The sequence below is a fragment of the Xenophilus arseniciresistens genome (assembly GCF_028023875.1).
Lineage (GTDB): Bacteria > Pseudomonadota > Gammaproteobacteria > Burkholderiales > Burkholderiaceae_C > Xenophilus > Xenophilus arseniciresistens.
In genome coordinates this window covers 67,294-92,676 of the sequence record NZ_JAQIPB010000013.1, presented here as the reverse complement: position 1 = coordinate 92,676, position 25,383 = coordinate 67,294, and the positions used below count along the sequence as shown (strand labels likewise).

The 25,383-nt window shown below is 69.0% G+C and carries 22 protein-coding genes; 10 read left to right on the top strand and 12 right to left on the bottom strand.

Annotated elements, in window-relative coordinates:
- Positions 1–56 precede the first annotated feature (56 nt).
- From hutC to PGB34_RS22020, 4 genes are read right to left on the bottom strand one after another with little or no spacing between them, the layout of a single operon-like run.
- Complete coding sequence (hutC, locus tag PGB34_RS22035; protein ID WP_271430258.1) at positions 57–809, bottom strand: histidine utilization repressor; 753 nt, start codon at positions 807–809, stop codon at positions 57–59.
- Positions 810–814: 5 nt separating this feature from the next.
- A complete protein-coding gene (locus PGB34_RS22030; RefSeq protein WP_271430257.1) occupies positions 815–1,597 on the bottom strand; it encodes an ABC transporter ATP-binding protein in 783 nt (260 codons plus the stop codon).
- Between the two features lie 8 nt (positions 1,598–1,605).
- Positions 1,606–2,412 carry an ABC transporter permease gene (locus PGB34_RS22025; RefSeq protein WP_271430256.1) on the bottom strand — a complete coding sequence of 269 codons (807 nt, stop codon included), beginning with the start codon at positions 2,410–2,412 and terminating at the stop codon, positions 1,606–1,608.
- 22 nt (positions 2,413–2,434) lie between these two features.
- Positions 2,435–3,412 (bottom strand): ABC transporter substrate-binding protein, encoded by a 978-nt coding sequence (locus PGB34_RS22020; RefSeq protein WP_271430255.1) that lies wholly within the window; start codon positions 3,410–3,412, stop codon positions 2,435–2,437.
- Between the two features lie 292 nt (positions 3,413–3,704).
- Here PGB34_RS22020 and recQ point away from each other — a divergent pair, with 292 nt between their 5' ends.
- Complete coding sequence (gene recQ / locus PGB34_RS22015; protein WP_271430254.1) at positions 3,705–5,603, top strand: DNA helicase RecQ; 1,899 nt, start codon at positions 3,705–3,707, stop codon at positions 5,601–5,603.
- A gap of 16 nt (positions 5,604–5,619) precedes the next feature.
- Here the strand turns inward: recQ and PGB34_RS22010 are convergent, their stop codons facing one another.
- The 4 genes from PGB34_RS22010 to PGB34_RS21995 are packed head-to-tail and all read right to left on the bottom strand — an operon-like array spanning position 5,620 to position 11,514.
- Positions 5,620–7,593, bottom strand: a complete 1,974-nt coding sequence (locus PGB34_RS22010) for an alkyl/aryl-sulfatase (RefSeq protein ID WP_271430253.1) — start codon at positions 7,591–7,593, stop codon at positions 5,620–5,622.
- 35 nt (positions 7,594–7,628) lie between these two features.
- Positions 7,629–8,621, bottom strand: coding sequence for a tripartite tricarboxylate transporter substrate binding protein (locus tag PGB34_RS22005; protein WP_271430252.1), 993 nt, complete (start codon positions 8,619–8,621; stop codon positions 7,629–7,631).
- Between the two features lie 51 nt (positions 8,622–8,672).
- Complete coding sequence (locus tag PGB34_RS22000; protein ID WP_271430251.1) at positions 8,673–9,896, bottom strand: acyl-CoA dehydrogenase family protein; 1,224 nt, start codon at positions 9,894–9,896, stop codon at positions 8,673–8,675.
- Between the two features lies 1 nt (position 9,897).
- Positions 9,898–11,514 carry an AMP-binding protein gene (locus PGB34_RS21995; RefSeq protein ID WP_271430250.1) on the bottom strand — a complete coding sequence of 539 codons (1,617 nt, stop codon included), beginning with the start codon at positions 11,512–11,514 and terminating at the stop codon, positions 9,898–9,900.
- Between the two features lie 269 nt (positions 11,515–11,783).
- On the opposite strand from PGB34_RS21995, the gene PGB34_RS21990 reads away from it, so the two are divergent.
- Complete coding sequence (locus tag PGB34_RS21990) at positions 11,784–12,785, top strand: LysR family transcriptional regulator (RefSeq protein WP_271430249.1); 1,002 nt, start codon at positions 11,784–11,786, stop codon at positions 12,783–12,785.
- A 16-nt stretch (positions 12,786–12,801) separates the two neighbouring features.
- On the opposite strand, the gene PGB34_RS21985 is transcribed toward PGB34_RS21990, so the two are convergent.
- On the bottom strand, positions 12,802–15,126 hold the full coding sequence (locus PGB34_RS21985; RefSeq protein ID WP_271430248.1) for an ATP-binding protein: 2,325 nt from the start codon (positions 15,124–15,126) through the stop codon (positions 12,802–12,804).
- Between the two features lie 189 nt (positions 15,127–15,315).
- Here PGB34_RS21985 and PGB34_RS21980 point away from each other — a divergent pair, with 189 nt between their 5' ends.
- The 4 genes from PGB34_RS21980 to PGB34_RS21965 all read left to right on the top strand — a co-directional run bounded on the left by PGB34_RS21980 (position 15,316) and on the right by PGB34_RS21965 (position 19,456).
- The gene (locus tag PGB34_RS21980; protein WP_271430247.1) at positions 15,316–16,524 is read left to right on the top strand and encodes a threonine ammonia-lyase; all 1,209 of its coding nucleotides are present in this window, start codon (positions 15,316–15,318) and stop codon (positions 16,522–16,524) included.
- A 135-nt stretch (positions 16,525–16,659) separates the two neighbouring features.
- Entirely contained in the window at positions 16,660–16,812 is a 153-nt protein-coding gene (locus tag PGB34_RS21975) for a hypothetical protein (protein WP_271430246.1), read from the top strand.
- A 142-nt stretch (positions 16,813–16,954) separates the two neighbouring features.
- Positions 16,955–18,832: a phosphoenolpyruvate carboxykinase (GTP) gene (locus PGB34_RS21970; RefSeq protein WP_271430245.1), complete on the top strand. Its 1,878-nt coding sequence runs from the start codon at positions 16,955–16,957 to the stop codon at positions 18,830–18,832.
- A 366-nt stretch (positions 18,833–19,198) separates the two neighbouring features.
- Complete coding sequence (locus PGB34_RS21965) at positions 19,199–19,456, top strand: hypothetical protein (RefSeq protein WP_271430244.1); 258 nt, start codon at positions 19,199–19,201, stop codon at positions 19,454–19,456.
- A gap of 512 nt (positions 19,457–19,968) precedes the next feature.
- Here PGB34_RS21965 and PGB34_RS21960 read toward each other — a convergent pair.
- Positions 19,969–20,505 (bottom strand): hypothetical protein, encoded by a 537-nt coding sequence (locus PGB34_RS21960; protein WP_271430243.1) that lies wholly within the window; start codon positions 20,503–20,505, stop codon positions 19,969–19,971.
- A 117-nt stretch (positions 20,506–20,622) separates the two neighbouring features.
- On the opposite strand from PGB34_RS21960, the gene PGB34_RS21955 reads away from it, so the two are divergent.
- Positions 20,623–21,606, top strand: coding sequence for a LysR family transcriptional regulator (locus PGB34_RS21955; protein ID WP_271430242.1), 984 nt, complete (start codon positions 20,623–20,625; stop codon positions 21,604–21,606).
- A 24-nt stretch (positions 21,607–21,630) separates the two neighbouring features.
- On the opposite strand, the gene PGB34_RS21950 is transcribed toward PGB34_RS21955, so the two are convergent.
- Positions 21,631–21,804 carry a hypothetical protein gene (locus tag PGB34_RS21950; RefSeq protein WP_271430241.1) on the bottom strand — a complete coding sequence of 58 codons (174 nt, stop codon included), beginning with the start codon at positions 21,802–21,804 and terminating at the stop codon, positions 21,631–21,633.
- Positions 21,805–22,018: 214 nt separating this feature from the next.
- Here PGB34_RS21950 and PGB34_RS21945 point away from each other — a divergent pair, with 214 nt between their 5' ends.
- Entirely contained in the window at positions 22,019–22,852 is an 834-nt protein-coding gene (locus tag PGB34_RS21945; protein WP_271430240.1) for a metallophosphoesterase, read from the top strand.
- Here PGB34_RS21945 and PGB34_RS21940 read toward each other — a convergent pair.
- Positions 22,830–23,300: a DM13 domain-containing protein gene (locus PGB34_RS21940; RefSeq protein WP_271430239.1), complete on the bottom strand. Its 471-nt coding sequence runs from the start codon at positions 23,298–23,300 to the stop codon at positions 22,830–22,832. The genes PGB34_RS21945 and PGB34_RS21940 overlap by 23 nt on opposite strands.
- A gap of 243 nt (positions 23,301–23,543) precedes the next feature.
- Here PGB34_RS21940 and PGB34_RS21935 point away from each other — a divergent pair, with 243 nt between their 5' ends.
- Together PGB34_RS21935 and PGB34_RS21930 are read left to right on the top strand one after the other, a co-directional pair.
- A complete protein-coding gene (locus PGB34_RS21935) occupies positions 23,544–24,773 on the top strand; it encodes a nucleoside recognition domain-containing protein (protein ID WP_271430238.1) in 1,230 nt (409 codons plus the stop codon).
- 96 nt (positions 24,774–24,869) lie between these two features.
- Positions 24,870–25,379, top strand: coding sequence for a flavin reductase family protein (locus PGB34_RS21930; protein ID WP_271430237.1), 510 nt, complete (start codon positions 24,870–24,872; stop codon positions 25,377–25,379).
- Positions 25,380–25,383: the final 4 nt, after the last annotated feature.

The following is a 25,383-nucleotide window of genomic DNA, read 5'->3' as shown; positions in this document are numbered from 1 at the left end:
ACAGCCTGTCTATACAAGTTGTCATCAGCGGGGGATGGGCCTGAGCAGCGCGGGCCTCAGTTGAAGGTGGGGTTGCCGTCGGCTTTGAAGCGGCTGCCCAGGCGATAGCGGGAGGCCGGATGCAGGCAGCGCACCACCGTCACGGGCGTGCCGCGGGTCCAGGTGCGGCGCGTGAGCAGCAGGCAGGGCTGCTCCTCGCGCATGTCCAGCCGCCGGGCCTGGTCGGCGCTGGGCAGCACGGCGTCGACCACATGCTCGATCTGGTCGAAGGGCACATGGCGCACCAGGTACTCGCTGGGCGCGAGCCGCGAGAAGTCCTGCGCCAGGTAGTCGGGCACCACGCGCGGATTGACCCAGCGCTCTTCCAGCTGCACGGGCAGGCCGTTTTCCAGGTGCAGGCAGGTGCTGTGGAAGACGGACTCGCCGGGCCGCAGGTCCAGCCAGGCCGCCACGTCGGGCGACGCGGGCTGGCGCTCGGCCACGATCAGCTTGAAGCCGTAGTCATGGCCGCGCGCGCGGATCTCGCTGGCGATGTTGGCGATCTGCAGCAGGGTGGACTGCGGCCTGTCCTCGGCCACGAAGCTGCCCACGCCGGCCACGCGCACGATGCGGCCTTCGTCGACCAGCTCGCGCAGCGCGCGGTTGGCCGTCATGCGCGAGATGCCGAACTGCGCCACCAGCTCGTGCTCCGAAGGCAGGCGATGGCCGGCCGGCCATTCCCCGCTCTGGATGCGCCGCGTGATGTGTTCCTTGATCTGCGCGTACAGGGCCAGGGCGGGCATCGCGACGCGGCCTGGGGGGTGCTTCATGGCGTTCAATGCTCCGCTGAAGCCATGGATTCGGCGCGGATCTCTTCGGTCAGCCGCGCCTTGAGTTCCATGAACTCGGGCGAGGTCTTGATCGTGTAGTGGCGCGGGTGCGGCAGGTCCACGGCAATCTCGCTCTTGATGCGGCCCGGGCGGGCGCTGAACACCGCCACGCGGCTGGCCATGAAGATGGCTTCGTCGATGTCGTGGGTGACGAAGAGCACGGTCTTGTGCTCGGCCTCCCAGATGCCCAGCAGCAGTTCCTGCATCAGCACGCGGGTCTGGTTGTCCAGCGCGCCGAAGGGCTCGTCCATCAACAGGATCTTGGGGTCGTTGGCCAGCGCGCGCGCAATGGCGGTGCGCTGCTGCATGCCGCCCGAGAGCTGCTTGGGAAAGTGCTGTTCAAAGCCGCGCAGGCCGACCTTGGCAATGAAGTAATCCGCCCGCTCTTTCTGCTGCGCTTCGGGCAGGCCCCGCTCGCGCAGGCCGAAGCGGATGTTCTGCTCGATGTTGAGCCACGGAAAGAGCGTGTAGCTCTGGAACACCATGCCGCGGTCGGCGCCCGGGCCTTCGATGCGCTGGCCGTCCAGCAGCACTTCGCCGCTGCTCGGGTGGTCCAGACCCGCGACGATGCGCAGCAGCGTGGACTTGCCGCAGCCCGAGGGGCCGAGGATGGTCACGAAGTCGTTTTTCCGGACCTCGAAATCAACCGGCAGCAGCGCCTGCGTGGACTGGCCGCGGGGACTGATGAAGGTGCGCGAGACGCCGCGAATGGAAAGCTGGGAAGTCATGGCATCGCTCACAGGCTGGCCCAGCCGAACAACTTGCGGTTGATGGCCTTGAAGACGAAGTCCGACACCAGCCCGATCAGGCCGATGACGATGATGCCGAAGATGATCTGGCCGGTGTTCAGCAGCGCCTGGCTGTCGGTGATCATGTGGCCGATGCCCGAGGACGAGCCGATCAGCTCGGCCACGATGACGTAGGTCCAGGCCCAGCCCAGCACCAGGCGCAGCGTTTCGGCGATGCCCGGCGCGGCGCCCGGAATGAGCACGCGCCGCACGATGCCGCGGCTGTCGGCGCCCAGCGTGTAGGCCGCTTCCACCAGGTCCTTGCGCGCGCCGCCCACCGTCACGGCCACCATGAGGATGATCTGGAACACCGAGCCGATGAAGATCACCAGCAGCTTCTGCGTTTCGCCAATGCCGGCCCACAGGATCAGCAGCGGGATGAAGGCCGAGGCCGGCAGGTAGCGGCAGAAGGAGACGAAGGGCTCGAGGAAGGCCTCGACCGGCTTGTAGGCGCCCATCGCGATGCCCAGCGGCACCGCGATAACCGCAGCCAGCAGGAAGCCGCCGAACACGCGCCACACGGTCATGCCGATGTCGTGGAGGAAGCCGTATTCGGTGAACAGCAACCAGGCCTCCTGCACCATCGTGACCGGGCTGGCCAGGAAGGTGGGCGAGACGAAGCCGCCCAGGGTGAAGAAGGCCCACACGAGCACGAAGAGCACGAAGAAGGCCAGGCCCAGCATCCAGCGTGCGGTGGGCGAGACGGGTTCCAGCGGCTTCATGGAGCGGCGCCGCAGCGCCGAGCTTTGAGTCATGGCAGAGATGAAGAGGCCCGTCTTATTTGATGTACGAAGCGTCATACATGACGCTGTAGTTGTCGGGCAGCTTGCGGATCACGCCGGCCTCCAGCAGGATGGCCGCGGCCTCCTTCATGAAGGTCTCGATCTCGCCCGCGAAGAACTTCTGGTTCGCGGCCTTGTCCTGCCAGCGCAGGAAGCTGGCCGACTTGGCAAAGGCCTCGCCGGTCTGCTTGACGGCCGCGCCCATGGTTTCATGCGACTTGGCGGCGTCGGTCTTGATCAGCTCCAGCGCCTCGAAGTACGAATTGGCCAGGGCCTTGGCCGCAGCCGGGTTGGCCTTGAGCCAGTCCGGCGCGCAGCCCACCGTGTCTTGAATGTGCGGGAATTCCAGCGTGGTCGCGAGGATCTTGCCGGCGCCGGGGTTGGCGCGCACGGTCGACAGGTAGGGCTCGTAGGTCACGGCGGCGTCGTTCTGGCCCACCACGAAGGACTGCGCGGCCGGCTGCGGCGCCAGCGTGACGGTCTTGACGTCCTTGACGCTCATGCCGTTCTTGGAAAGCAGCCAGGCCAGCGTGAAGTAGGGCGCCGTGCCGGGCGCGTCCACGGCCACGGTCTTGCCCTTGAGGTCGGCGAAGCTCTTGATGTCGTTGCGCACGGCGAGGCCGTCGGCGCCGTAGGACTTGTCGAGCTGGAAGATCTGCACGATCGGCACGCCGTTGGTGTTCCAGGCCACGTGCGTTTCCACCGTGGTGGCCGCGCACTGGATCGCCTTGGAGGCCAGGGCCAGATGGCGGTCCTTCTGCGGAATCATCTTGATCTCCACGTCCAGACCGTTCTTCTTGAAGATGCCGGCCTTGTCGGCCAGGGTCAGGGGCGCGAAGCCGGTCCAGCCGGACATGCCCAGCACGATCTTGGTCTGCGCGCCCGCGCCGGCCGCCGCTGCCCACAGGCAGGCGCCGGCCGCCAGGGCCAGAACGGTAGGTTGACGACGTGGGGTGAGAGAAGTGCGGGCCATGGGCTTGTTCCTCGTTGAATGGCGCAATGGGATGAACGCGGCAGAACCTGGCGAGCAAGTCTAAGGAGCCCCGCGTACCTGTCTATACAGGGTCAACACCAATATGGTGCGCACACAGGGTGCCCAAGACGAGCCGCGCACCCTTTTGCTGTCTATACAGGTTTGGCCGGTTCCGCCTGCGCACAAAGATGCAAGGCATGTGCCAGGCTGCGCAGGGCGTGCCCGACGGCCGCGGCGACAATGCCGGCCCGACGTGCCCGCGGGCACCCGCCTCCTGCCTTCATCTTCGTACGTGCACGCCGCCGCAGCCCCTTCCTCGTCTTCCCTGGCCCTGCAGATCCTGCAGGAAGTCTTTGGCTATGCGGCCTTTCGCAGCACGCAGGCCACCATCGTCGAGCATGTGATCGGCGGCGGCGATGCGCTGGTGCTCATGCCCACCGGCGGCGGCAAGTCGCTGTGCTACCAGGTGCCGGCCATCGCGCGCCAGCGCCAGGGCCAGGGCGTCACCATCGTGGTGTCGCCGCTGATCGCGCTGATGCACGACCAGGTCGGTGCACTGCACGAGGCCGGCGTGGAGGCGGCCTTCCTCAATTCCACCCTGGACTGGCAGCAGACCCAGGAGGTGGAGCGGCGCCTTGCGCGCGGCGAGATCACGCTGCTGTACGCAGCGCCCGAGCGCGTGACCACGCCGCGCTTCCTGGAGCTGCTGGATGAGCTGAACGCACGCCGCAAGCTGAGCCTGTTCGCCATCGACGAGGCCCATTGCGTGAGCCAGTGGGGCCACGACTTCCGGCCCGAATACCGCCAGCTGACGCTGCTGCACGAGCGCTATCCGGCCGTGCCGCGCATCGCGCTCACGGCCACGGCCGACGCGCTCACGCGCGCCGACATCGTCGAGCGGCTGCAGCTGCAGGAAGCCGGCCAGTTCGTCAGCAGCTTCGACCGGCCCAACATCAGGTACACCATCGTCGAAAAGAAAGACGCCGTGGCCCAACTGCTGCGCTTCATCGAAAGCGAACACGAGGGCGAGGCCGGCGTCGTGTACTGCCAGTCGCGCCGGCGCGTGGAGGAAGTGGCGCAGGCGCTGGTGGATGCGGGCCTGGCGGCCCTGCCCTACCACGCCGGCCTCGATGCGGCGCTGCGCCAGAAGCACCAGGACCGCTTTCTGCGCGAGGAAGGCATCGTGATGGTGGCCACCGTGGCCTTCGGCATGGGCATCGACAAGCCCGACGTGCGTTTCGTCGCGCACCTGGACATGCCCAAGAATATCGAAGGCTACTACCAGGAAACCGGCCGCGCAGGCCGCGACGGCGAGGCGGCCGACGCCTGGATGGCCTATGGCCTGCAGGACGTGGTGAACCAGCGCCGCATGATCGACGAAAGCCCCGCGGGCGACGAGTTCAAGCAGGTCATGCGCGGCAAGCTCGACGCGCTGCTGGCGCTGGCCGAGGCCACGGATTGCCGGCGCGTGCGGCTTCTGGGCTACTTCGGCGAAGCGAGCACCGCTTGCGGAAATTGCGACAACTGCCTGACCCCGCCTGAACTCTGGGACGGCACCGAAGCCGCGCAGATGATGCTGTCCACCATCTACTGGATCCGCAAGCAGGACGGCATCGGCTATGGCGCCGGCCACATCATGGACATCGTGCGCGGCAAGGACACCGACAAGGTCAGGCAAAAGGGCCATGACGGCCTGTCCACCTTCGGCCGCGGCGACGCCTACAGCGAAGCGCAGCTGCGCGGCGTGCTGCGCCAGCTGATCGCGATTGGCGCGCTGCACGTGGATGCCGAGCACTACAACACCCTGCAGCTCACCGAAGGCTCGCGCGTCGTGCTCAAGGGCGAGGCGCGGGTGCAGCTGCGCGCGTCCATCAACGCGCCCGCGGCCCGCCGCTCGCGCAAAAGCAGCAGCACCCGCAGCGGCGCCGCCCCCAAGACCCCCGCCGCCGCCGCCCCGCTGGACGCCGCCGGCCAGGCCCGCTTCGACGCCCTGCGCGCCTGGCGCGCCGAAGTGGCCAAGGCCCACAGCCTGCCGGCCTACGTCATCTTCCACGACGCCACGCTGGCCGCGATTGCCGCGCGCGCGCCGCAGTCGCTCGAGGACCTGCAGGGCGTCAGCGGGATCGGCGCGAGCAAGCTGGAGAAGTACGGGCAGGAGGTGTTGCGGGTGTGCGGCGAGAACCAGGGCTAGCAAGCCCTGGTTCGCCTCAGCGCGTCACGATCGGGAAACTGCCGCCGCCGCGCGCCAGCAGGCCCAGCAGGCGGTGCAGTGCCTGGGCGTCGCCCTCCACGCGCACGCCCGGGGCGGCGAGCACGTCGGCGGGCCGGGCGCTGCCCGACATCAGACGCAGAAAGGCCGCGCGCGGCATCGCCAGGCTGACCTGCGCGGAGCCCGGCGCGGTGCCGCGGCGGTGGTGCAGCACGGCGTTCTCCAGCCACAGGCCCCAGCGTTCATCGGCGTCGGTCAGGCTCAGGTTCACGGCGATGGCCAGGCCGTCGGCCGCAGGGCCGTCGAGGTAGGCGGCCATCGTTTCCAGCAGCCGCTGCGTGGGCACATGGGGCAGCATGTCGGCCATCGCGCCGCCACCCTGCCGCGGCGGGGGCGGGCCTTCGCGCAGTTCGCGCGCGCCGACGAGGTAGAAGTTGCGCCAGGCGCTCGATTCCGCCTGGTAGCCCAGCTGCTCGAAGGCACGGGCCTGCAGCTCGCGCGCGGCGCGGTTGCCGGCGTCGGCCAGCACCACGTGGCGCAGCAGCTCGGCGCTCCAGCGGTAGTCGCCCTGGTCGAAGGCGCGCTGCGCCTGCGCCACGGCGGCTGGCGCGCCGCCGGCCAGTGCCACATAGCGCTGCGCGGCCGCCACGGGCGGCAGCGGGTCGAGGTTCGCGGGATGCGCGTCGAACCAGCCCAGGTAGTGCTGGTAGACGGCGCGCACGTTGTGCCTGACGGTGCCGTAGTAGCCATGCACGGCCAGTTGCGCGTCGAGGCTGCGCGGCAGGCGCAGTGTCTCGGCGATCTCGCCGGCCGTGAGGCCGCGGTTCATGCCGCGCACGGTCTGGTCGTGGATGTAGCGGTAGGTGTCGCGCTGCGCCTTGAGGAATTCGACGATGCGCGCGCGGCCCCACACGGGCCAGTGGTGCTGGTTGAACAGCACTTCGGCATCCCCGAGCTGCTCGATCATCGCGTCGATGTGCGCGGCCCACTGCAATGCGTCGCGCACCTTGGCGCCGCGCAGCGTGTAGAGGTTGTGCAGGGTCTGCGACACGATCTCCGCGCCGGCAAAGGCCTTGCGCTCGGGCAGCGAGAAGACCAGCTCGGCCGGCGCCTCGGCCCCGGGCACGTTGTGGAACACGAAGCGCACGCCGTCGAGCACCAGTTCCTGGCGCGGCTGGTCGATCAGCACGGTGGGCGCCAGGATGCCGATGCGGCCCTGCGCCGTGGCCTTGCCCAGGCCGTTGTCGACCAGGCCGGTGGCGCGGCGCGGCAGGCCGGCGCCGTACATGTAGGCCGCGCGCCGGCCCATGGCGGTGCCAGCCATCAGGTTCTCGCTGGTGGCCTCTTCCATGAAGCCGGCCGGCGCGACCACGGGAATGCCGCGCGCCTTCACCTCCTGGGCAGACAGCACGCCCAGCGCCCCGCCGAAATGGTCCACATGGCTGTGCGTGAAGATCATGGCCGTCACCGGCCGCTCCCCCAGGTGCTGGCGCGCAAAGGCCATCGCGGCGGCGGCGGTCGCGCGCACCGTGAGCGGGTCCACCACGATCCAGCCCGTGCGGCCTTCGATCAGCGTGAGGTTGGCCAGGTCGAAGCCGCGCAGTTGCCAGATGCCCTCGCTGACCTTGAACAGCCCCGCCTGGTTGTTCAGCCGGGCCTGGCGCCACAGGCTGGGGTTCACGGTGTCGGGCGCCGTGCCCTGCACGAAGCCGAAGCTGCCGAAGTCCCACACCACGCGGCCGTCCGCCGCCTTGATCTGGCCCGTGGGCGCGGCGATGAGGCCGCGCCGCGCGTCGGCCATCGCGTCGCCCTCGCGCAGGTCGTAGGCGCGCGCCACGCCGGCCTGGTGCGCGCGCGTGGCCTCGGTGGCGCCGCCTGGGTGTGCTTCAGGCGCGGGGTTTGTGGCGGTGCCGGCGCAGCCGGCCAGCAGCAGCGCGGCCAGGGCGGCTGCCGCGAATCGGGGAAGGCTCATGCAATCCATCCGCAGAAAGGGGCTGGAGCTGCCGCTCAGATCGGCTCGAGGCCGACCTTCTTCATCATGGCCTGGGTGAGGCGCATCTCCTGCTCGATGCTGCGCAGGAAGGTCGCCGCATCCTGCACCTGCACGCGCCCGCCATGCTCTTCGAGCTTGGCCACCACCTCGGGCTTCTTCATCGCCTGTTCGAAGGCGCTGCGCAGCCGATCGACCGCTGCGTTGGGCGTGCCGGCCGGCACCGAGAAGCCGCCCCAGGACGTGAGCTCCACGCCCTTCACGCCCAGCTCCGCCAGCGTGGGCACCTCGGCCGCCGTGGGGTTGCGCTGGGCGCCCGTGACGGCCAGCGCGCGCAGCTTGCCGGCCTTGATCATCGGATAGGCCGCCGGGTAGATGGGCATGCCGAAGACCACCTGCTTGCCCAGCACCGCATGGACCAGCTCCGACGCGCCCTTGTAGGGCACGTGCATGGCGCGGGTGCCGGTGGCCGTGAGGAACAGCTCCATGCCCAGGTGCGAAGGCGTGCCGATGCCGCCCGAGGCGTAGTCCACCTGGCCCGGCCGGGCCTTGAGCTGGGCCAGCAGGTCGTCCAGCGTGCGGACGTCCGAATCGGCGCTGACCACCAGCGCCACCTCCGAACTGGTCAGGCCCATGACGTGGCGGAAGTCCTTCAGCGCGTCGTAGCCCGGCGTCTTGTAGATGTGCATGTTGGCCGCGATGGGCGCGCCGGTGTAGAGCAGCGTGTAGCCATCGGCCGGCGCCGCGGCCGCCAGGCGGGTGCCGATGTTGCCGGCCGCGCCGGCGCGGTTCTCGATCACCACCGGCTGGCCCAGGATGGGGCCCACGGCTTCGGCCAGGATGCGCGCGCCCGTGTCGGGCCCGGTGGCGGGCAGGTAGGGCACGATCCACTTGATCGGACGGCTGGGATAGGGGCCCTGCGCCCAGGCGGGCGCGCCCGCGGCCCAGGGCAGCGCTGCGGCGGCGGCCAGGCTTCGGCCGATGAGCTGTCGGCGGTTGAGTGTGTTCATGTCTGTCTCCGTGATTGTTCTTTGGAAGCAAGCTGCGCAGGCCAGGGCGGTTCAGGCCAGCAGCTCCTTGGCGATGGTGTTGCGCTGGATCTCGCTGGTGCCCGTGAGCACGCGGTACATGCGCAGCAGGCGGAACAGGAACTCCACGCGCCGGCCCTGCACGATGCCTTCGCCGCCATGGATCTGCACCGCGCGGTCGGCGATTCGAAAGGCCGTCTCGGAACAGAACAGCTTGGCCATCGAGCTTTCGGCGCGGCCTTCGGCGCCGGCGTCGAGCTGGCGTGCGGTGTGGATCATCAGCGCGCGCGCGGCCGCCAGCTCGGTCGCCATGTCGGCCAGCATGTGCTGGACGGCCTGGAACTGGCCGATGGCCCGGCCGAACTGCTGGCGCGACTGGGCGTAGTCGCGCGCGTCGCGCAGCGCCACCTGCGCCAGGCCCAGCATGGCGGGGCAATGCAGCAGGCGGTTGACCGTGATGCGGCCCAGCGCCAGCCCCAGGCCGCGGCCGCGCTCGCCGATCAGGCTGGCCACCGGCACGCGCGCGTTCTCGAACACGATGTTGCCGGTGCCGGATTGGCCCGCCATCGTCTTGTAGCCCGACTCCACGCGCACGCCGGGCGCCTTGAGGTCGACGAAGAAGGCCGAGACCTCGCGCTGCTTCGGATCGGGCCCGGGCGCGGCCGCAGTGGAGCAGACCATCACCGCGAAGTCGGCGAAGGGCGCGCCGGAGATGAAGCGCTTGCGGCCGTTGATCACGAACTCGTCACCCTGCTGCACCGCGTGCGTCTGCACCGCCCCGGCGTCGGAGCCGGCCTGCTCCTCGGTCAGCGCAAAGCAGATCGCCTTTTCGGCCTGCGCCACGGGCACGATGAATTTCTGCATCTGCCAGGGCGTGGCGAAGCGCGCCAGCGCGCCCACGCGCGGCGGCCCGCTGAGCTCGCCGAACACATGCGGCGCGAAGACGGAGCCGGTGGTGTAGATCGCTTCCTTGATCAGCGCATGGTCCAGCACCGACAGGCCCAGGCCGCCCATCTTCTCGGGCAGCGTCATGCCGTAGAAGCCCAGCGCGTGCGAACGCTTCCAGACCTGCTGCAGCACTTCGCGGCTGGCGCCCTCCTCGTGGCCCACCTGGTGCGTGCGCGCCAGCTCGGCCAGCTCGCCGTGCAGGAAGTCCTGCACGCGTTCAATCAGCGCGGCGGCCCGCTCGGAGCCCTCGAAGGGGCCGCTGAACAGGGGGGCCGAAGCGGCGGCATTCGGTACGGTCTTGGCATCCATCTCAATTCACCTTTCTGTCGTGGCCGGCCCAGTACGGCGCCTGCACCGCCTTGCGCATGACCTTGCCGTTGGGGTTCTTGGGCAGCTCGGCCACGAACGCGATGTGGCGCGGCCGCTTGAAGCCCGCCAGGCGCTCGTGGCAGAAGGCGTCGAGCAGCGCGCGGTCGGGCGCGTGACCGGCCTTGAGCACCACGTGCGCGGCCACCGCCTCGCCCCACTTGTCGTCGGGGATGGCGATCACGCAGGCGTCCTGCACCGCCTCGTGCTGGTACAGCACGGCCTCGACCTCGGAGGGATAGACGTTGAAGCCGCCGCTGATGACCATGTCCTTCTTGCGATCGACGATGTAGACATAGCCCTCCTCGTCCATGCGCGCGAGATCGCCCGTGTGGTAGCGGCCGTTCTTGAGCACCTCGGCCGTCAGCTCGGGCGCGCGCCAGTAGCCCGCGAACACGTCCTCGCCGCCGACCACGATCTCGCCGATCTCGCCCGTGGCCACGGGCTGGCCCGCGTCGTCCACGATCTGCACGTCGCACTCCAGCAGCGGCCGCCCGCAAGAGGCCAGGCGCTCAGGCCGCGCGGCGCGCGCGTGCAGGTGGTCTTCCACGCTCAGCGCGCACACGCCCGAGGTGGTCTCGCCCGCGCCGTAGCCCTGCGCCAGCACGGGGCCGAAGACGTCCATGGCCTTGAGGATGCGCGACGGCGCCATCGGCGCCGCGCCGTAGCCCAGGCGCAGCAGGTCAGGCAGCGGGCGGTACTGGCCCTCCAGCTCGGCCAGCAGCATGCTGATCATGGTCGGCACCATGAAGGTGTGGGTGATGCGCTCGGCCCGCATGTCGGCCAGGAAGCGCGCCGGCTCGAAGCCCGAGAACAGGCGGATGGTCATGCCGCTGCACAGCGCCGGCACGATCTGCATGCCCGAGGCGTGCGTGATCGGCCCCACCAGGCCCAGAGAATGGCCCTCGCCCGAATCCGAGCGCATGAGGAACTTGCGCAACTGCGCCAGCCGGTTGCCGAAGGTCTGCATCGCCGCCTTGAGCACGCCGGAGGAGCCCGAGGTGTAGTGCAGCACCGCCAGTTCGTCGGCCTGCACGCTCACGGGCTCGAAGCGGTCGCTGGCGCGGGCCAGCGCGTCTTCATACGCGCCCTCGCCCTGGCCGTCGAGCAGCAGCAGCCGCGGCGGCGTGCCGCGCAGGTGCGGGCCAAAGCTCTCGGCACGCTCGGCCGTGGTGACGACGAGGGCCGCCTCGCTGTTGGCGGCGATCTCGCCCACTTCCGCGGGCGACAGGCGCGCGTTGAAGGGCGCCTTGACCAAGCCCGCCTTGTAGCAGGCCAGCTCGATCTCGACGATCTCGACGCAGTTGGGCAGGTAGATGCCCACGCGGTCGCCGCGCGCCAGGCCCAGGCCCAGCAGGGCGTTGGCCAGCCGGTTCGAGCGCTGCTCCAGCTCGGCATAGCTGACGCTGCGCGCCGGGCTCTTGACGGCGATGCGCCGTGCATGGGCGCGTGCGCTGCGCGCCACCAGCGCGCCCACGTTGGCGACGGGGCGCGGGCAGGCGGAAGGGGATGGGGTGTTGATGGCTGTCTCCTGGAAGGCCACGCCGCGCAGGGCGGGCATGCGGGGCCACTGTTCCAGAAGAGCCCGGCCTGCAGGAAATACCGTTTGCTGATGCGGCTCGATCACTGGAAGTGATACCCCGGCCTGGCGCCGCCGCTCGCGCAGCGCCTCGTCCATTCACGAAGGGGCGCCCTGGCCCAGGCCATCGCCCGTCAGCTTCAGGGCGCGGGCGCGCCTTAAACTCATGCGCAGGGGCCGCAGGACCACGCGCGTGGGCGGCAGAAGGCATCGAAGCGGCATGCGCAGACAACGGGGCCAGGTGGATTGACATGGACTTGCGCACGCTGCGCTACTTCATCGCCGTGGTCGAAGCCGGCAGCCTTTCTCGCGCTGCGGGCTCCCTCTATGTGGCCCAGCCGGCGCTCACGGCGCAGATCAAGAAGCTCGAAGCGGACCTCGATGCGCGGCTGCTGCAGCGCTCGCATGTGGGCGTCACGCCCACGCCCGCGGGCCTGCAGCTCTACGAGGACGCCCGCCGGCTGCTGAGCGATGCGGCCGCGGTGCGCGAGCGCATCCAGCGCCTGCCCAAGGGCCCCGAGGGCTCGGTCACCGTGGCCCTGCCCTTTCTGCTGGCCGCGCTGCTGATGGGGCCTGTGCTCACCACGCTCAAGGAGCAGCATCCGCGCATCCGCGTGTTCGTGCTGGACGACCTGAGCCTGATGGTGCGCAAGGCCATGACGGACGGCCGGGCCGACATCGGCCTGCTGGTGGACACGCCGCACGCGGAGGGCCTGGTCTGCCGGCCGCTGGCGACGGAATCCATCTACTTCTGCGGCCTGGACCGCAGCCGGCAGGTGCGCGGCCTGCTGCGCAAGGCCCGGCGCGCGCCGCCCGCGAAGACACGCGAATATTTCGAGATCGACTTCGCGGATGCGGCGGCGCAGCCGCTGGTGCTGCAGTCGCGCCGCTTCGCGATCCGGCGCAGCGTCGAGGATGCCGCGCTGGCGCACGGCCTGACCCTGAACGTGGCGCACGAGCATGATTCGGCCGGCGTCATCCGGTCGCTGTCCAACTGCGGCGCCGGCTTCACCTTCACGCCAGCCTGCGCGATGGTCGCCCGCCCGCCCGAAGACCCGGACTGGATCGCCGCGCGCGTGGTGCGGCCGGGCCTGGACCGCAGCTACACCCTGGCCACCGCCGACCGCAGCCTGGACGAGGCCACGGCCGTGGTGGCCCGGGTGCTGGTCGAGCAGGCGCACGCGCTGGTGGCCTCGGGGCAATGGGCGGCCCGCGAGGCACCACCCCGCGCCGCAGCCAAGGGCCGGCGCTGAGAACGCGCCCGCGTCCTCAGTGCATGAACCCCATCCCCCGCGCCTCGCGCACCTCGGGCTTGATGCGGTGTTCGGCCTCGAGCTGGTCTAAAAACTCCTCGGGCGCGAAGGCCGCGGCAAGGATGTCGACCTGGCGTTTGACGGCCGAGAAGTCGCCGGGGGCGAGCTGGTCCAGGCGCGCCAGGCGCGCGCGCATTGAAGCGCTCAGCGCCTCAGCATCGCCGCCCAGGGCCTCGGTGATGAACATGCGCTCGCGCTGCTGCGCGGTGAGCGGCATGAACTTGATCTTGAAGGTGAAGCGGCGCAGCGCGGCCTGGTCCAGCCGGTCGATCAGGTTGGTGGTGCAGATGAACACGCCCTGGTAGCGCTCCATGCCCTGCAGCATCTCGTTGACCTCGGTCACCTCGTAGGTGCGCTGGGCGCCGCGCCGGTCCTGCAGGAAGGAGTCGGCCTCGTCCAGCAGCAGCACGGCCTTTTCGGCCTCGGCCTCGCGGAACATGGCGGCCATGGCCTGCTCGGTCTCGCCCACGTACTTGCTCATCAGGTCACTGGCCTGCTTGATGATCAGCGGCCGACCGATGGCCTTGGCGATGTGCTCGGCCAGCGCGGTCTTGCCGGTGCCCGGCGCGCCGTAGAAGCACAGCGTGCCGTGGCCGCGCGCCTTGAGCGCCTCGACGATGCGCGGCAGCTCGAAGCGCGTCTGGACGTTGAGCATGTCCAGGTCCCAGGTGGTGACCTGCAGCCGGTCGCCGCGGCCGGCCGCGTTGCCCAGGGCCTGGTCGGCGTTGCGCAGCTGGCGCTCGATCAGCGCCTCGGCGCTCATGCCCTCGTGCGCGGCCAGTCCGGCAAAGCGCACCGCCGTGCGGATCTGCGCGGGCGTGAGTCCCTTGCGCTCGGCCAGGCGCGCGGTGAAGGCCTCCGACACGGGCACACCGGCCAGGGCCTTGCGCACGATCTGCTCGCGCGCGCCGGGCGGCGGCGACTTCAGTTCCAGGTGATAGGCAAAGCGGCGTCTGAAGGCCGGGTCGATCTGCTCGATGCGGTTGGTGACCCACAAGGTGGGCACGGGGTTGCTCTCAAGAATCTGGTTGACCCAGGCCTTGCCGCTGACGCTGCCGCTGGCGGCCGGCGCGGGAATCTGCTCGGCCCGCGCCATGAACTGCGCGGCCTCGGTGCTGATGGGCGGGAACACGTCCTCCACCTCGTCGAAGAGCAGCGCCGATTGCGTGCTGCCCTTGAGGAAGACCTGCGCGATCTGCAGCGAGCGGTAGCGGTCGCGCCCGCTCAGGGAGTTGCCGTCGCGGTCGGCATATTCGACCTCGAACAGCTCCAGCCCCGCGGCCTGCGCCACCACCTTGGCCAGCTCGGTCTTGCCGGTGCCGGGCGGGCCGTAGAGCAGCACGTTCACGCCCGGCTCCTTGCGCGCGATGGCCGCGCGCAGGAGCGTGACCAGCATCTGCGCGTCTTCGGCGACGAAATCGAAATCGGCCAGCGCCAGCGGACTCTTGCCGCAGGGCCGCGTGAACACGGCCATCAGCTCGGCCTGGTCGCGGTATTCGCGCATCAGCACCGGCGGCAGCTTTTCGCTGACCTTCATCAGGTCGGCCAGGTCGGTGATGTTGTGTTCGGAGATCAGGTTCTCGACCAGGCCGATGCGCTCCAGCCGCGAGCCCGCGCGCAGCGCCTCGCCCACCTCGCTGGCGCTCACGCCGGCCACTTCGGCCAGGGCGGCGTAGGCTTCGGGCGCGTTGTTGACCTTGAACTCCACCAGCAGCGAGCGCAGGTCGCGCTGGTAGCGCGCCAGGGTGCCGTACAGCAGCAGCGCGCGTTCGGCCTTGTTCAGCTGCAGCAGGCCGGCCAGCGCGTCGATGTTCTTTTCGACCAGTGTGCTTTGCTTGCGCAGCGCCTGCGTGAGCCAGTCGCGCGTGACCGACAGCACGGTGAGCAGGTCCTTGGGCTGGTCCTTAACGTATTCGTCGAGGTAGAAGAACAGCGTGCCTTCCTCATACGGGCCGCGCCACACGCCGTGGCGCTCCAGCAGCGTGCGGTTGTCCATCTGCGCGACGTCCTTCCACACCTCGTTGCCGGCGCAGCGCCGGCCCAGGAATTCGCGCAGCCGCTGCAGCACCGAAGCCGGCCACACCAGATGCCGCCCCGACAGCGAGAGCAGCCCGTTCAGGTCGCGCCGCAGGTTGAAGCGCGGCCCCTGCTTGGCCGCCAGCGTGAGCACGAAGTGCGAGCACATCAGCTCCAGCACCGGCGCCTCGCGCAGGCCCGGCGAAGGCAAGGCCTGCGCGCGCGGCAGCACCACCTGGGCGTCGACACCGGAACGTTTGGGCATTGGGCAAGCTCCTCTGAAAGACCTGGACACGCCCCGGGCTGGCACCCGGAGCAGGCCGGAACGCGGCACCACCATAACTCACCGCCCGGTCCTGCGGAAGATCAGGCCAGAGGAAAAACCCTTGGAAATTCACCCCATGCGTCATTGCGCCCACACCGGCCGACCCCGGGCCCGGGGCCACAATGGCCCATGGTCCAGATCGACGACATCGAAAGCGCCGCCGCCCGCCTGCGCGGCCAGGTGCTGCGCACGCCTTGTGTGGAATCGCGCACGCTCTCCGACATCGTGGGCGCGCAGATCTTCCTGAAGTTCGAGAACCTGCAGTTCACGGCCTCGTTCAAGGAACGCGGCGCGTGCAACAAGATGGCCGAGCTGACACAGGACGGGGCGCCGCCGCTCAAGGGCGTGATCGCCATGTCGGCCGGCAACCACGCGCAGGGCGTGGCCTATCACGCGCAGCGGCTGGGCATTGCCGCCACCATCGTCATGCCCACCTTCACGCCGGGCGTGAAGATCGAGCGCACGCGCGGCTTCGGCGCCCGCGTGCTGCTGCACGGCGATTCGCTCGATGCCGCACGCGCCCATGCTTTTGAGCTGGCCGAGCGCGAAGGGCTGGTCTTCGTCCACCCTTATGACGACGACGCCATCATCGCGGGCCAGGGCACGGTGGCGCTCGAAATGCTCGAGGACGTGCCGGATCTGGACACGCTGGTCGTGTCGGTGGGCGGCGGCGGGCTGATCGCGGGCATGGCGGTGGCTGCGCGCGCGCGCCAGCCGGGCATCGAGATCGTGGGCGTGCAGACGGCGCGCTTTCCGGCCATGGTCAATGCCGTGCAGGGCACACAGCACGTGGGCGGCAGCAGCACCATCGCCGAAGGCATTGCCGTGGGCACGCCGGGCGTGCGCACCCAGGCCATCGTGCGCCAGCATGTGAACGACCTGCTGCTGGTGGAAGAAGGCGACATCGAGCAGGGTGTGCTGATGCTGCTGGAGATCGAGAAGACGCTGGTCGAAGGCGCCGGCGCCGCCGGGCTGGCGGCGCTGCTGCGGCACCGCGCGCGCTTCGAGGGCAGGCGCGTGGGGCTGGTGCTTTCGGGCGGCAACATCGATCCGCTGCTGCTGGCCGCCATCATCGAGCGCGGCATGGTGCGGGCCGGCCGGCTGGCGCGGCTGACGGTCAGCACGCGCGATGTGCCGGGCTCGCTGGCCCGCATCACGGCCACGGTGGCCGAAGCGGGCGCCAACATCGACGAGGTGCATCACCAGCGCGCCTTCACGATGCTGGCGGCGCAGAACGTCGAGATCGAGCTGGTGCTGCAGACCCGTGGCCGCGAGCATCTGGCCGCAGTGATCGCCGCGCTGCAGGCGGCCGGCTTCGATGCCAAAGAAACACGCTGAAAAAACGCGTTCGCCGTCTGCGGCCCAAAGCGGCCCTGCCAGTGCCCCGCCTGTTTGAGGGCAAATGCCGACAAGGCCGCAGGCGGGTACCCCGGTAAAATTGCCGCCCGGTTTGAGATTTCAAAGGTTTCAAGAATGTCCCATCCCACGCCCGCCGATCCCGCCCAGAACGCCCAGATGGAGCAAGACGTCGTCGAGAGCATCGTGCCCCTGATGCCGATCGTGCTGCCCGTGGCAGGCGGCGTGCTGATGCTGCTGCTGGCCTCCATCGCCGTGTTCATGGCCTGAGCGCCTGAGCAACCGGGCCCCGCACAGCCCCTCTTCCGGCCGGCCATCTCATGGCCGAAGACGTTTTTTCCAACGGTACTCGTGCCCCCCAGGCGCGAGTTCCGTTGGAAAAGACGTGCTTTTCTTTTCCGGAGTTTTCACCATGAATGCAAACGTGGCCCCGGCCATCCAGGCCCCCGACTACGTCAAGAACCCCAGGCTGCTCGCCTGGATCGCCGAAATCGCCGCGCTGACCCAGCCCGAGAGCATCTACTGGTGCGACGGCAGCGATGAGGAATACCAGCGCCTGTGCCAGCAACTGGTGGACGCCGGCACCTTCAAGAAGCTGAACCCGGCCAAGCGCCCCAACTCCTTCCTGGCGCTGTCCGACCCTTCCGACGTCGCGCGCGTCGAAGACCGCACCTTCATCTGCACCGACCGCAAGGAAGACGCCGGCCCGACCAACAACTGGACGGCCCCCGCCGAAATGCGCGCCCTGCTGCAGACCGGCGAGAACGCGCTGTTCAAGGGCAGCATGCGCGGGCGCACCATGTACGTGGTGCCCTTCAGCATGGGGCCGCTGGGCTCCGACATCGCACACATCGGCGTGGAGCTTTCGGACAGCCCCTATGTGGCCGTCAACATGAAGACCATGACGCGCATGGGCCGCGCCGTGTATGACGTGCTGGGCGCGGACGGCGAATTCGTGCCCTGCGTGCACACCGTGGGCGCGCCGCTGGAGCCGGGCCAGGCCGACGTGAAGTGGCCCTGCAACAAGACCAAGTACATCGTCCACTACCCCGCCACGCGCGAGATCTGGTCGTACGGCTCGGGCTACGGCGGCAACGCGCTGCTGGGCAAGAAGTGCTTCGCGCTGCGCATCGCCTCCACCATGGGCCGCGACCAGGGCTGGCTGGCCGAGCACATGCTGATCCTGGGCGTGACCAAGCCCGATGGCCGCAAGTACCACGTGGCCGCCGCCTTCCCCAGCGCCTGCGGCAAGACCAACTTCTCGATGCTGGTGCCGCCCGCCGGCTTCGAAGGCTGGAAGGTCACGACCATCGGCGACGACATCGCCTGGATCAAGCCGCAGGCCGACGGCTCGCTGCGCGCGATCAACCCCGAGGCCGGCTACTTCGGCGTGGCCCCGGGCACGAACTACAAGACCAACCCCAACTGCATGCGCAGCCTGGACCGGAACGTGATCTTCACCAACGTGGCGCTCACCGACGACGGCGACGTGTGGTGGGAAGGCATGGAAGACGACGTGCCGGGCAAGGAACTGCCCGCGCACCTGATCGACTGGCAGGGCAAGGACTGGACGCCGCAGATCGCCAAGGAAACCGGCGCCAAGGCCGCGCACCCGAATGCGCGCTTCACCGTGGCCGCCACCAACAACCCCGCGCTCGACCCGGCCTGGGACGACCCCAAGGGCGTGAAGATCGACGCCTTCATCTTCGGCGGCCGCCGCTCCACCACCGTGCCGCTGGTGACCGAAGCGCGCAACTGGAAGGAAGGCGTCTACATGGCCGCCACCATGGGCTCCGAAACCACCGCCGCGGCCTTCGGCCAGCAGGGCGTGGTGCGCCGCGACCCCTTCGCCATGCTGCCCTTCATGGGCTACAACATGAGCGACTACTTCCAGCACTGGCTGGACCTGGGCGCGAAGCTGCAGCAATCGGGCGCCACCCTGCCGCGCATCTACACCACCAACTGGTTCCGCAAGGGCGCCGACGGCAAGTTCGTCTGGCCCGGCTACGGCGAGAACATGCGCGTACTCAAGTGGATGATCGACCGCCTCGAAGGCAAGGCCGAAGGCGGCCAGGAACATGTGTTCGGCCTGAGCCCCGCCTACGAGCAGCTCAACTGGACCGGCCTGGATTTCAGCGCCGAACAGTTCAAGACCGTGACCAGCATCGACAAGGCCGCCTGGCAGGCCGAACTCAAGCTGCACGAGGACCTGTTCAAGCAACTGGCCTACCACCTGCCCAAGGAAATGGGCGAGATCAAGCAGCAGATCGAAACCCGCCTGGCCGCCTGAGCAGCCCAAGGCGCATGAATAAGAAAGCCACCGCGAGGTGGCTTTTTTGTTGTGCCTGACGGCTGGAATGTGCCCGGAGCTGACCTTAATGAAGGCCCCACAACAGGCACTCGCAAGTTTCACCCAGCCGTGAAAAAAACGCCCAAACCTGCCGGCTTGCACCGCCGTTCACGGTCAAAGTGAGGCAAAGTGAGGTTGGCCCGCCCTGCCGCTTTTCTCGGATTTTTAGGGCCGTATGAATATGCATGCGTTCATGGCTCCAGCACGTGTTCATGCGGCCTGCGGCCTGATCGCGGCGCCGATGTTAGGGAGACAGACGGCGGTGTTATGCAGCAGTGCTGTCTCCCTATAACCAAGTTAGACCGCATGGACACCCTTCTTGGCTCTGCGATCGACGTTCTCCTGACCATAACAGGGCGTTTCGCCGTTTGGCTGTTCTCCCTTGGGCGCTGGCGATCGGAGTCGCTCGATGGTGAAGAGGGGCGCATTTATGGTGCGGCCGGTGCTCTCTCATTCGTCCGCGAGGGACATCGCGTGATTACGACCACAGGGCAGCTCTTTGCCGGGATTGCGTTCTACGTTTTTCTTGCGGTCATGGGGGTGCTGTATGCCGTTGCGGTCTAACAGAACGGTCGACTCGGACACGTTGCGGCAAGGCGCCGCGAGGCGCCGTTGGATATCCTGCACCTCGCGGCGCCTTGCCGCAACGTGCCGGTCACCTTCACGTTGAGCGTCCGCTTCCGTTTTCCGCGACCGGCTGCTCCTGGCCGACTGCAGCCTGTGTCCGCAATGTTCCAACTCTACGGGAAGATCGGCCTGTTTGGCCTGATCGCGGAGCGAACCAACTGCCTCGCTGGCCCTCGTCGTCACATGTCCGCGGGGCGATTCGTGTTGGGTTCTCCAATGAGGTTGGCTGGCTTCTCTGACCCACTCAGGCCGATCTTGTCGGGTTGTCCAAGGACCCGCTGCCAACCACGACGCCCCAACGCAAAGAGCCGCCCGAAGGCGGCTCTTGTCACGGCCGAAGCCGTATCCCCATCTCAGGGCACCCACGGGACCGGCTCTGCCAGCCCGTCGGGTGCCCCCTTCCCGCGAAGCGAGAGAAGAGGGAGGCGCGAAGCGCCCTGGGGTTGCTCTTAGTAGTACCGGCTGCTGTTCATGCGGCGCATCGCCTCGTACACCGTCGGCATGGGCGCGGCGGGCACTTCCAGCGTCTTGGCGGCGGCGGGCGCTGCTGCAGCGGCGCGGGGCTCCCACGTGTCGCCGCGGGTCATGGCGGCCTTCAGGTCGCTCATCACGCGCGGGTCGCGGCGGGCCGTTTCCAGCAACTGGGCATCGGCGCTGGCGGCAGCCATGCGGCGCTGCACGCCTTGCCAGGCCACCAGGCCGCGGGCGGCCAGGTTACGGGCGGCACCGGCAAACATCGCCATCGCGATGAAGACCACCAGCCACAGCACCATCCAGGCGGCCAGCAGGCTGCCGTCGGTCCAGTGGGTCACGAACTTGTCGGCCACTGCGGCCAGGGCTGCGACGATGCCGGCCAGCAGCACGGCGCTCAGGCCGCGCGAGCCGGTGAACTGGCCGCGTTGCGATTGCACATAGCCGATCACTTGCTCGGCGCGGGCCACACCGGGGTGGCTCAGGGGTTGTTCAACGTGAACGAAGGAAGACATGGCGAACCCTCCTGGGATTCAATGAAAAGGACCTTTTTGATCCGACGGAACGAATGTTAGGGTTTGCCCTAGTGTTACTCAAGTTTATATTTGTGATGGCCATCATTCACAGAATCTATGGACGTCAATTTCCGCACCCTGGACCTCAACCTCTTGCGCGTGTTCGACGAGGTGATGGCCGAGCGCAGCCTCACGCGGGCCGCGCGCAACCTGTCGCTGACCCAGCCTGCCGTGAGCAACGCCCTGCGCCGGCTGCGCGAATCGCTGGGTGACGAGCTGGTGCGGCGCTCGGGCGCGGGCGTGGAGCCCACGCCCCGGGCGTTGGCGCTGTGGCCGGTGGTGCGCGACACCCTGCGCCAGCTTGAACACGCGCTGGTGCCCGCCGCCTTCGACCCGCTGCACGCCGACCAGAGCTTCACCGTCGCCATCGCCGACGCCACGGCCGCCGAAGTGCTGCCGCGCACGGTGCGCATCCTCGAGGCCGAGGCGCCCGGGCTGTCGCTGCGCGTGGTGCCTCTGACCACGCGTGACCCGCGCCGCCAGCTCGAGGAGGAAAGCATCGACCTGGCGGTGGGCTACTTCCCGGCCGTGATGGCCGACCTGACCTCGCGCGCCCAGGCCGGCGAGGCGCTGGCCTTCGAGTCGCACCGGCTCTATGTGGGGCAGTACGTGTGCGTGATGCGCAGCGACCACGCGCTGGCGCGCAGCCCGCTGACGCTGGACAGCTTCTGCCAGGCGCGGCACCTGCTGGTGAGCTTTTCAGGCCGGCCCTGGGGCTTCGTGGACGAGGCGCTGGCCGCGCTGGGACGGGAGCGGCGCATCGTGCTCACCGTGAACCAGTTCTTCACCGCGGCCCGCGTGGCGGCGGGCTCGGAGCTGCTGTCGGTGATGCCGCGCCACTTCATCCATTCGATGGGGGTGGCCGAGAGCCTGGTGGAGCGCGATCTGCCGATGAGCGTGCCGCTGGTGCATGTGGATGCGCTGTGGCACCGGCGCCAGCAGGGCTCGCCGGCCCATGGCTGGCTGCGCGATGCGCTGGTGCGCGCGGCCTCCGAGGCCTATGCGCGCTCACTCAGGGAGTACGCGCTTCCGTACGGATAGACGAAGCCCAGGGGGCTTCGTCGCTCAGCGCACCACGCGCAGCCAGGCGCTGGCGGCTTCGCGCAGTTCCTGCGCGTGGCGCGGGTTGCGGCCCGCGCGGGATTCGGCGCTCTGCATCAGCACGGCGGCGATGCTGTCGGTGTCCTGGCCCGACAGGGGGCGCAGCGAGCGGACGATCAGGGAAATCAGACTGAACATGGTGGTGCGGGCTCTCAAGGCCACGCCCTTTTGGTTGCGATGGAAGAAGAATAGGGGTTAGCCCTAGGGTTTCCAAGCCCCGATCCATGCATCACACACATAGTTTCAGCTTCAGCTGCACATGGGCTGTGCAATATTGCACGTAATGCACATTGATGGTGCAGTTTCTGAGCCCCACCCGGCCGCCATTTCGGGCTCCTACACTCGTCGCCCCATGAAGATTCAGCTGCTTTCCGACCTGCATCTCGAAAGCCAGCCGCAGGTGCGCATCGCGCCCGCGCCCGGCGCCGACCTGCTGGTGCTGGCCGGGGACATCGGCTCCTACCAGAACGGTTCCCTGCTGCAGGACGAGGACTATGGCCTGGGCCGCTTTTCGCCGCGCCGCGGCTGGCCCGTGCCGGTGCTTTATGTGCCGGGCAACCACGAGTACGACGGCGACGACTTCGATGCCGTGCACCAGCGGCTGCGCACTCTGTGCGAGGCGCTGGACATCCAGTGGCTGGACCGCGAGAGCCGCGTGATCGATGGCGTGCGCTTCGTGGGCTGCACGCTGTGGGCCGATTTCGACGCCCTGGTGCCGCCGGGCGCCGGCCCGGCCGAGGCCGAACGCCAGCGCGGCAAGGCCTTCAGGGCCGCCAACTTCTATCTGGAGAAGATGGGCGGCATGCGCCATGGCGAGCCCCTGCTCGCGCCGCAGATGCGCGAAGAAGCGCTGCGCCACCAGGCCTGGCTGCGCGCAGCATTGGCCCAGCCCTTCGACGGCCCCACGGTGGCGGTCACTCACTTCGCACCCACCTTGGCCAGCGCCGACCCGCGCTACGGCCTGGTGCCGGGCACGGCGGGTTTCTGCAATTCGCTGGATTCGCTGCTGCCGCTGGCCGACTTCTGGCTGCACGGCCACCTGCACTGCGCCTTCGACTATGTGAAGGACGGCTGCCGCGTGATCGCCAACCCGCTGGGCTATGCGGACAAGGGCGAGCAGGCCGGCTTCGCGCCGCAGCAGCTCATCGAGGTGCCCAGCCTGCTCAGCGGTACTGCGCCGCCGTGATGAACTGGCCAAAGCTCTCGCACCACACGATCACGGTGTTGTAGGCGTTCAGGTCCGCCGACGCGGGCAGCGGCACGAGGAAGTTGCGGAAGGTCTTCACGTCGCCCACGCGCAGCATGCGGGGCTTGAGCCGCAGAAAGTCGGCTTCGGTCTGCACGAACTCGGGCGAGAGGTAGAGCTTGTAGTCCGGCCCCGGCGCCAGTTCACCCAGCAGGCTGATGTGGCGCGGGCCCACCGACACCGCGCCTTCGCCCCAGTGCAGGGCGTCGCTGTCCTGCAGGTCGCGCCGGAAGCGGCCGCGGAACAGGGCCTCGCCGGCGGTTTCGTCCAACTGCGCCTGCGAAGGCCCAGCAGGCGCGATGAGGATGGGCAGCGCATAGATGCCCAGCGCAAAACCCAGGCCGATGGCCAGGGCGTGGCTCAGCAGCAGCAGAACCAGGCGTTTCATGGGCAGCGCCTCAGCCAGCCGGGTGCGACCGGGGGATCGAGGGGAGGCAGGGCGCAGCGCCCTGCACGCCGGCATCGGCCATGGCTGTCTCCTGGAGGATGGTCTTGGGGCGCAGCATAGGGGCAAAACGGCCGGCCGTTCACCGCCGCAGGCGCCGCCCGGGGGCACGCACAATGGCGGGGGCCGCGCCGTCGCCGGCCCTTTTTCTTTCCGTTCCGCCCCTGCTCTTTCGGATCGCAACCCGTGCTCAACACCCTGTGGCTGGCTTTTTTCCTGATCGCGGCGGCCACCGGCCTGGGCCGCTGGCTGCTGGGCGGCGATGCCGGCGCCTTCGCGGCGATGGTGGACGCGCTGTTCGCGATGGCCAAGCTCTCGGTGGAGCTGATGGTGCTGCTCTTTGGCACCCTGACGCTGTGGCTGGGCTTCTTGCGCATCGCCGAGGCGGCCGGGCTGGTGGGGGCGATGGCGCGGCTGCTGGGGCCGCTGTTCGCGCGGCTGATGCCCGGCGTGCCGCGCGGCCATCCCGCGCTGGGGCTGATCACCTTGAACTTCGCGGCCAACGCGCTGGGGCTGGACAACGCGGCCACCCCCATCGGCCTCAAAGCCATGCGCGAGCTGCAGACGCTGAACCCGCGCCCGCATGAAGCCAGCAACGCGCAGATCCTCTTCCTGGTGCTCAATGCCTCGTCGCTGACCTTGCTGCCGGTGAGCATCTTCATGTACCGCACGCAGCAGGGCGCGCCGGACCCGACGCTGGTCTTCCTGCCCATCCTGCTGGCCACCACGGCCTCCACGCTGGCGGGCCTGCTGGCGGTGGCGGCCGTGCAGCGCCTGCGCCTGTGGGACCCGGTGGTGCTGGCCTGGCTGCTGCCCGGCGCGCTGGCGCTGGGCGCCTTCATGGCGCTGCTGGCCTCGCTCTCGGCGGCGGCACTCACGGCGCTCAGTTCGCTGCTGGGCAGCGTGGTGCTGTTCGGCGTGATCCTGCTCTTCCTGATCGCGGGCGCGCTGCGCCGCGTGCCGGTGTACGACCAGTTCGTCGAAGGGGCCAAGGAAGGCTTCGACGTGGCGAAGAACCTGCTGCCCTACCTGGTGGCCATGCTGTGCGCCATTGGCGTGCTGCGCGCCTCGGGCGCGCTGGACGCGGCGCTCGAAGGCATCCGCTGGCTGGTGGGCCTGACGGGCTGGGACACCCGCTTCGTCGACGCGCTGCCCACTGCGCTGGTCAAGCCCTTTTCGGGCAGCGCCGCGCGCGCCATGCTGATCGAGACCATGCAGAGCCAGGGCGTGGACAGCTTCCCCGCGCTGGTGGCCGCCACCATCCAGGGCAGCACCGAAACCACCTTCTACGTACTGGCCGTGTACTTCGGCGCCGTGGGCATCCAGCGCGCGCGCCATGCGGTGGGCTGCGCGCTGCTGGCCGAGCTGGCCGGCGTGCTTGCGGCCATCGGCGTGTGCTACTGGTTCTTCGGTTGAAACAGGGCCGGTGGCAGGGCCACTGCGGCGCGCGGCCGGCCGCCGCGGCCCGCTCGGTCAGAATGCGCCTTCTCAGCTCACTTTGCCCCGGCCTCCGTGTCCCCTCCCCGCCGCGCCCAGGCGCCCGATTTCTCCGCCCCTGAATTCCGCGCCGCTTTGGGCATGTTCGCCACGGGCGTGACCATCGTGACCGCACGCGCCGCCGACGGCTCGCTGGTGGGCCTGACGGCCAACTCCTTCAATTCCGTCTCGATGAACCCGCCGCTGGTGCTGTGGAGCCTGGCCCGCCGCGCGGGCTCCATGCCGCATTTCAGCGCCGGCTCGCACTACGCCATCAACATCCTCGCGGCCGACCAGAAGGCCCTGGCCGAGCGCTTTGCCGCGCGCGACGTGGACCGCTGGCGCGATGTGGACTACGTGGAAGGCGCAGGCGGCGCGCCGCTGCTGGCCGGCACGGTGGCCAGCTTTGAATGCTTCAACCGCAGCCGCTATGACGAAGGCGACCATGTGATCTTCGTCGGCGAGGTGGAGCGCTGCAGCCACCGCGACGGCACGGCGCCGCTGCTGTTCCACGGCGGGCGCTTCTACACCGAACATCCGCTTTGAGCGC

Coding starts and splice junctions, on each gene's coding strand:
- PGB34_RS22020 (WP_271430255.1), bottom strand. CDS start 3,412: ATGGCCCGCACTTCTCTCACCCCACGTCGTCAACCTACCGTTCTGGCC.
- PGB34_RS21975 (WP_271430246.1), top strand. CDS start 16,660: ATGTCCCATCCCACGCCCGCCGATCCCGCCCAGAACGCCCAGATGGAG.
- PGB34_RS21940 (WP_271430239.1), bottom strand. CDS start 23,300: ATGAAACGCCTGGTTCTGCTGCTGCTGAGCCACGCCCTGGCCATCGGC.
- PGB34_RS21960 (WP_271430243.1), bottom strand. CDS start 20,505: ATGTCTTCCTTCGTTCACGTTGAACAACCCCTGAGCCACCCCGGTGTG.
- hutC (WP_271430258.1), bottom strand. CDS start 809: ATGAAGCACCCCCCAGGCCGCGTCGCGATGCCCGCCCTGGCCCTGTAC.
- PGB34_RS22005 (WP_271430252.1), bottom strand. CDS start 8,621: ATGAACACACTCAACCGCCGACAGCTCATCGGCCGAAGCCTGGCCGCC.
- PGB34_RS21990 (WP_271430249.1), top strand. CDS start 11,784: ATGGACTTGCGCACGCTGCGCTACTTCATCGCCGTGGTCGAAGCCGGC.
- PGB34_RS21955 (WP_271430242.1), top strand. CDS start 20,623: ATGGACGTCAATTTCCGCACCCTGGACCTCAACCTCTTGCGCGTGTTC.
- PGB34_RS22010 (WP_271430253.1), bottom strand. CDS start 7,593: ATGAGCCTTCCCCGATTCGCGGCAGCCGCCCTGGCCGCGCTGCTGCTG.
- PGB34_RS22025 (WP_271430256.1), bottom strand. CDS start 2,412: ATGACTCAAAGCTCGGCGCTGCGGCGCCGCTCCATGAAGCCGCTGGAA.
- PGB34_RS21980 (WP_271430247.1), top strand. CDS start 15,316: ATGGTCCAGATCGACGACATCGAAAGCGCCGCCGCCCGCCTGCGCGGC.
- PGB34_RS21945 (WP_271430240.1), top strand. CDS start 22,019: ATGAAGATTCAGCTGCTTTCCGACCTGCATCTCGAAAGCCAGCCGCAG.
- PGB34_RS21985 (WP_271430248.1), bottom strand. CDS start 15,126: ATGCCCAAACGTTCCGGTGTCGACGCCCAGGTGGTGCTGCCGCGCGCG.
- PGB34_RS21950 (WP_271430241.1), bottom strand. CDS start 21,804: ATGTTCAGTCTGATTTCCCTGATCGTCCGCTCGCTGCGCCCCCTGTCG.
- PGB34_RS22030 (WP_271430257.1), bottom strand. CDS start 1,597: ATGACTTCCCAGCTTTCCATTCGCGGCGTCTCGCGCACCTTCATCAGT.
- PGB34_RS22000 (WP_271430251.1), bottom strand. CDS start 9,896: ATGGATGCCAAGACCGTACCGAATGCCGCCGCTTCGGCCCCCCTGTTC.
- PGB34_RS21970 (WP_271430245.1), top strand. CDS start 16,955: ATGAATGCAAACGTGGCCCCGGCCATCCAGGCCCCCGACTACGTCAAG.
- PGB34_RS21995 (WP_271430250.1), bottom strand. CDS start 11,514: ATGCCCGCCCTGCGCGGCGTGGCCTTCCAGGAGACAGCCATCAACACC.
- PGB34_RS21965 (WP_271430244.1), top strand. CDS start 19,199: ATGGACACCCTTCTTGGCTCTGCGATCGACGTTCTCCTGACCATAACA.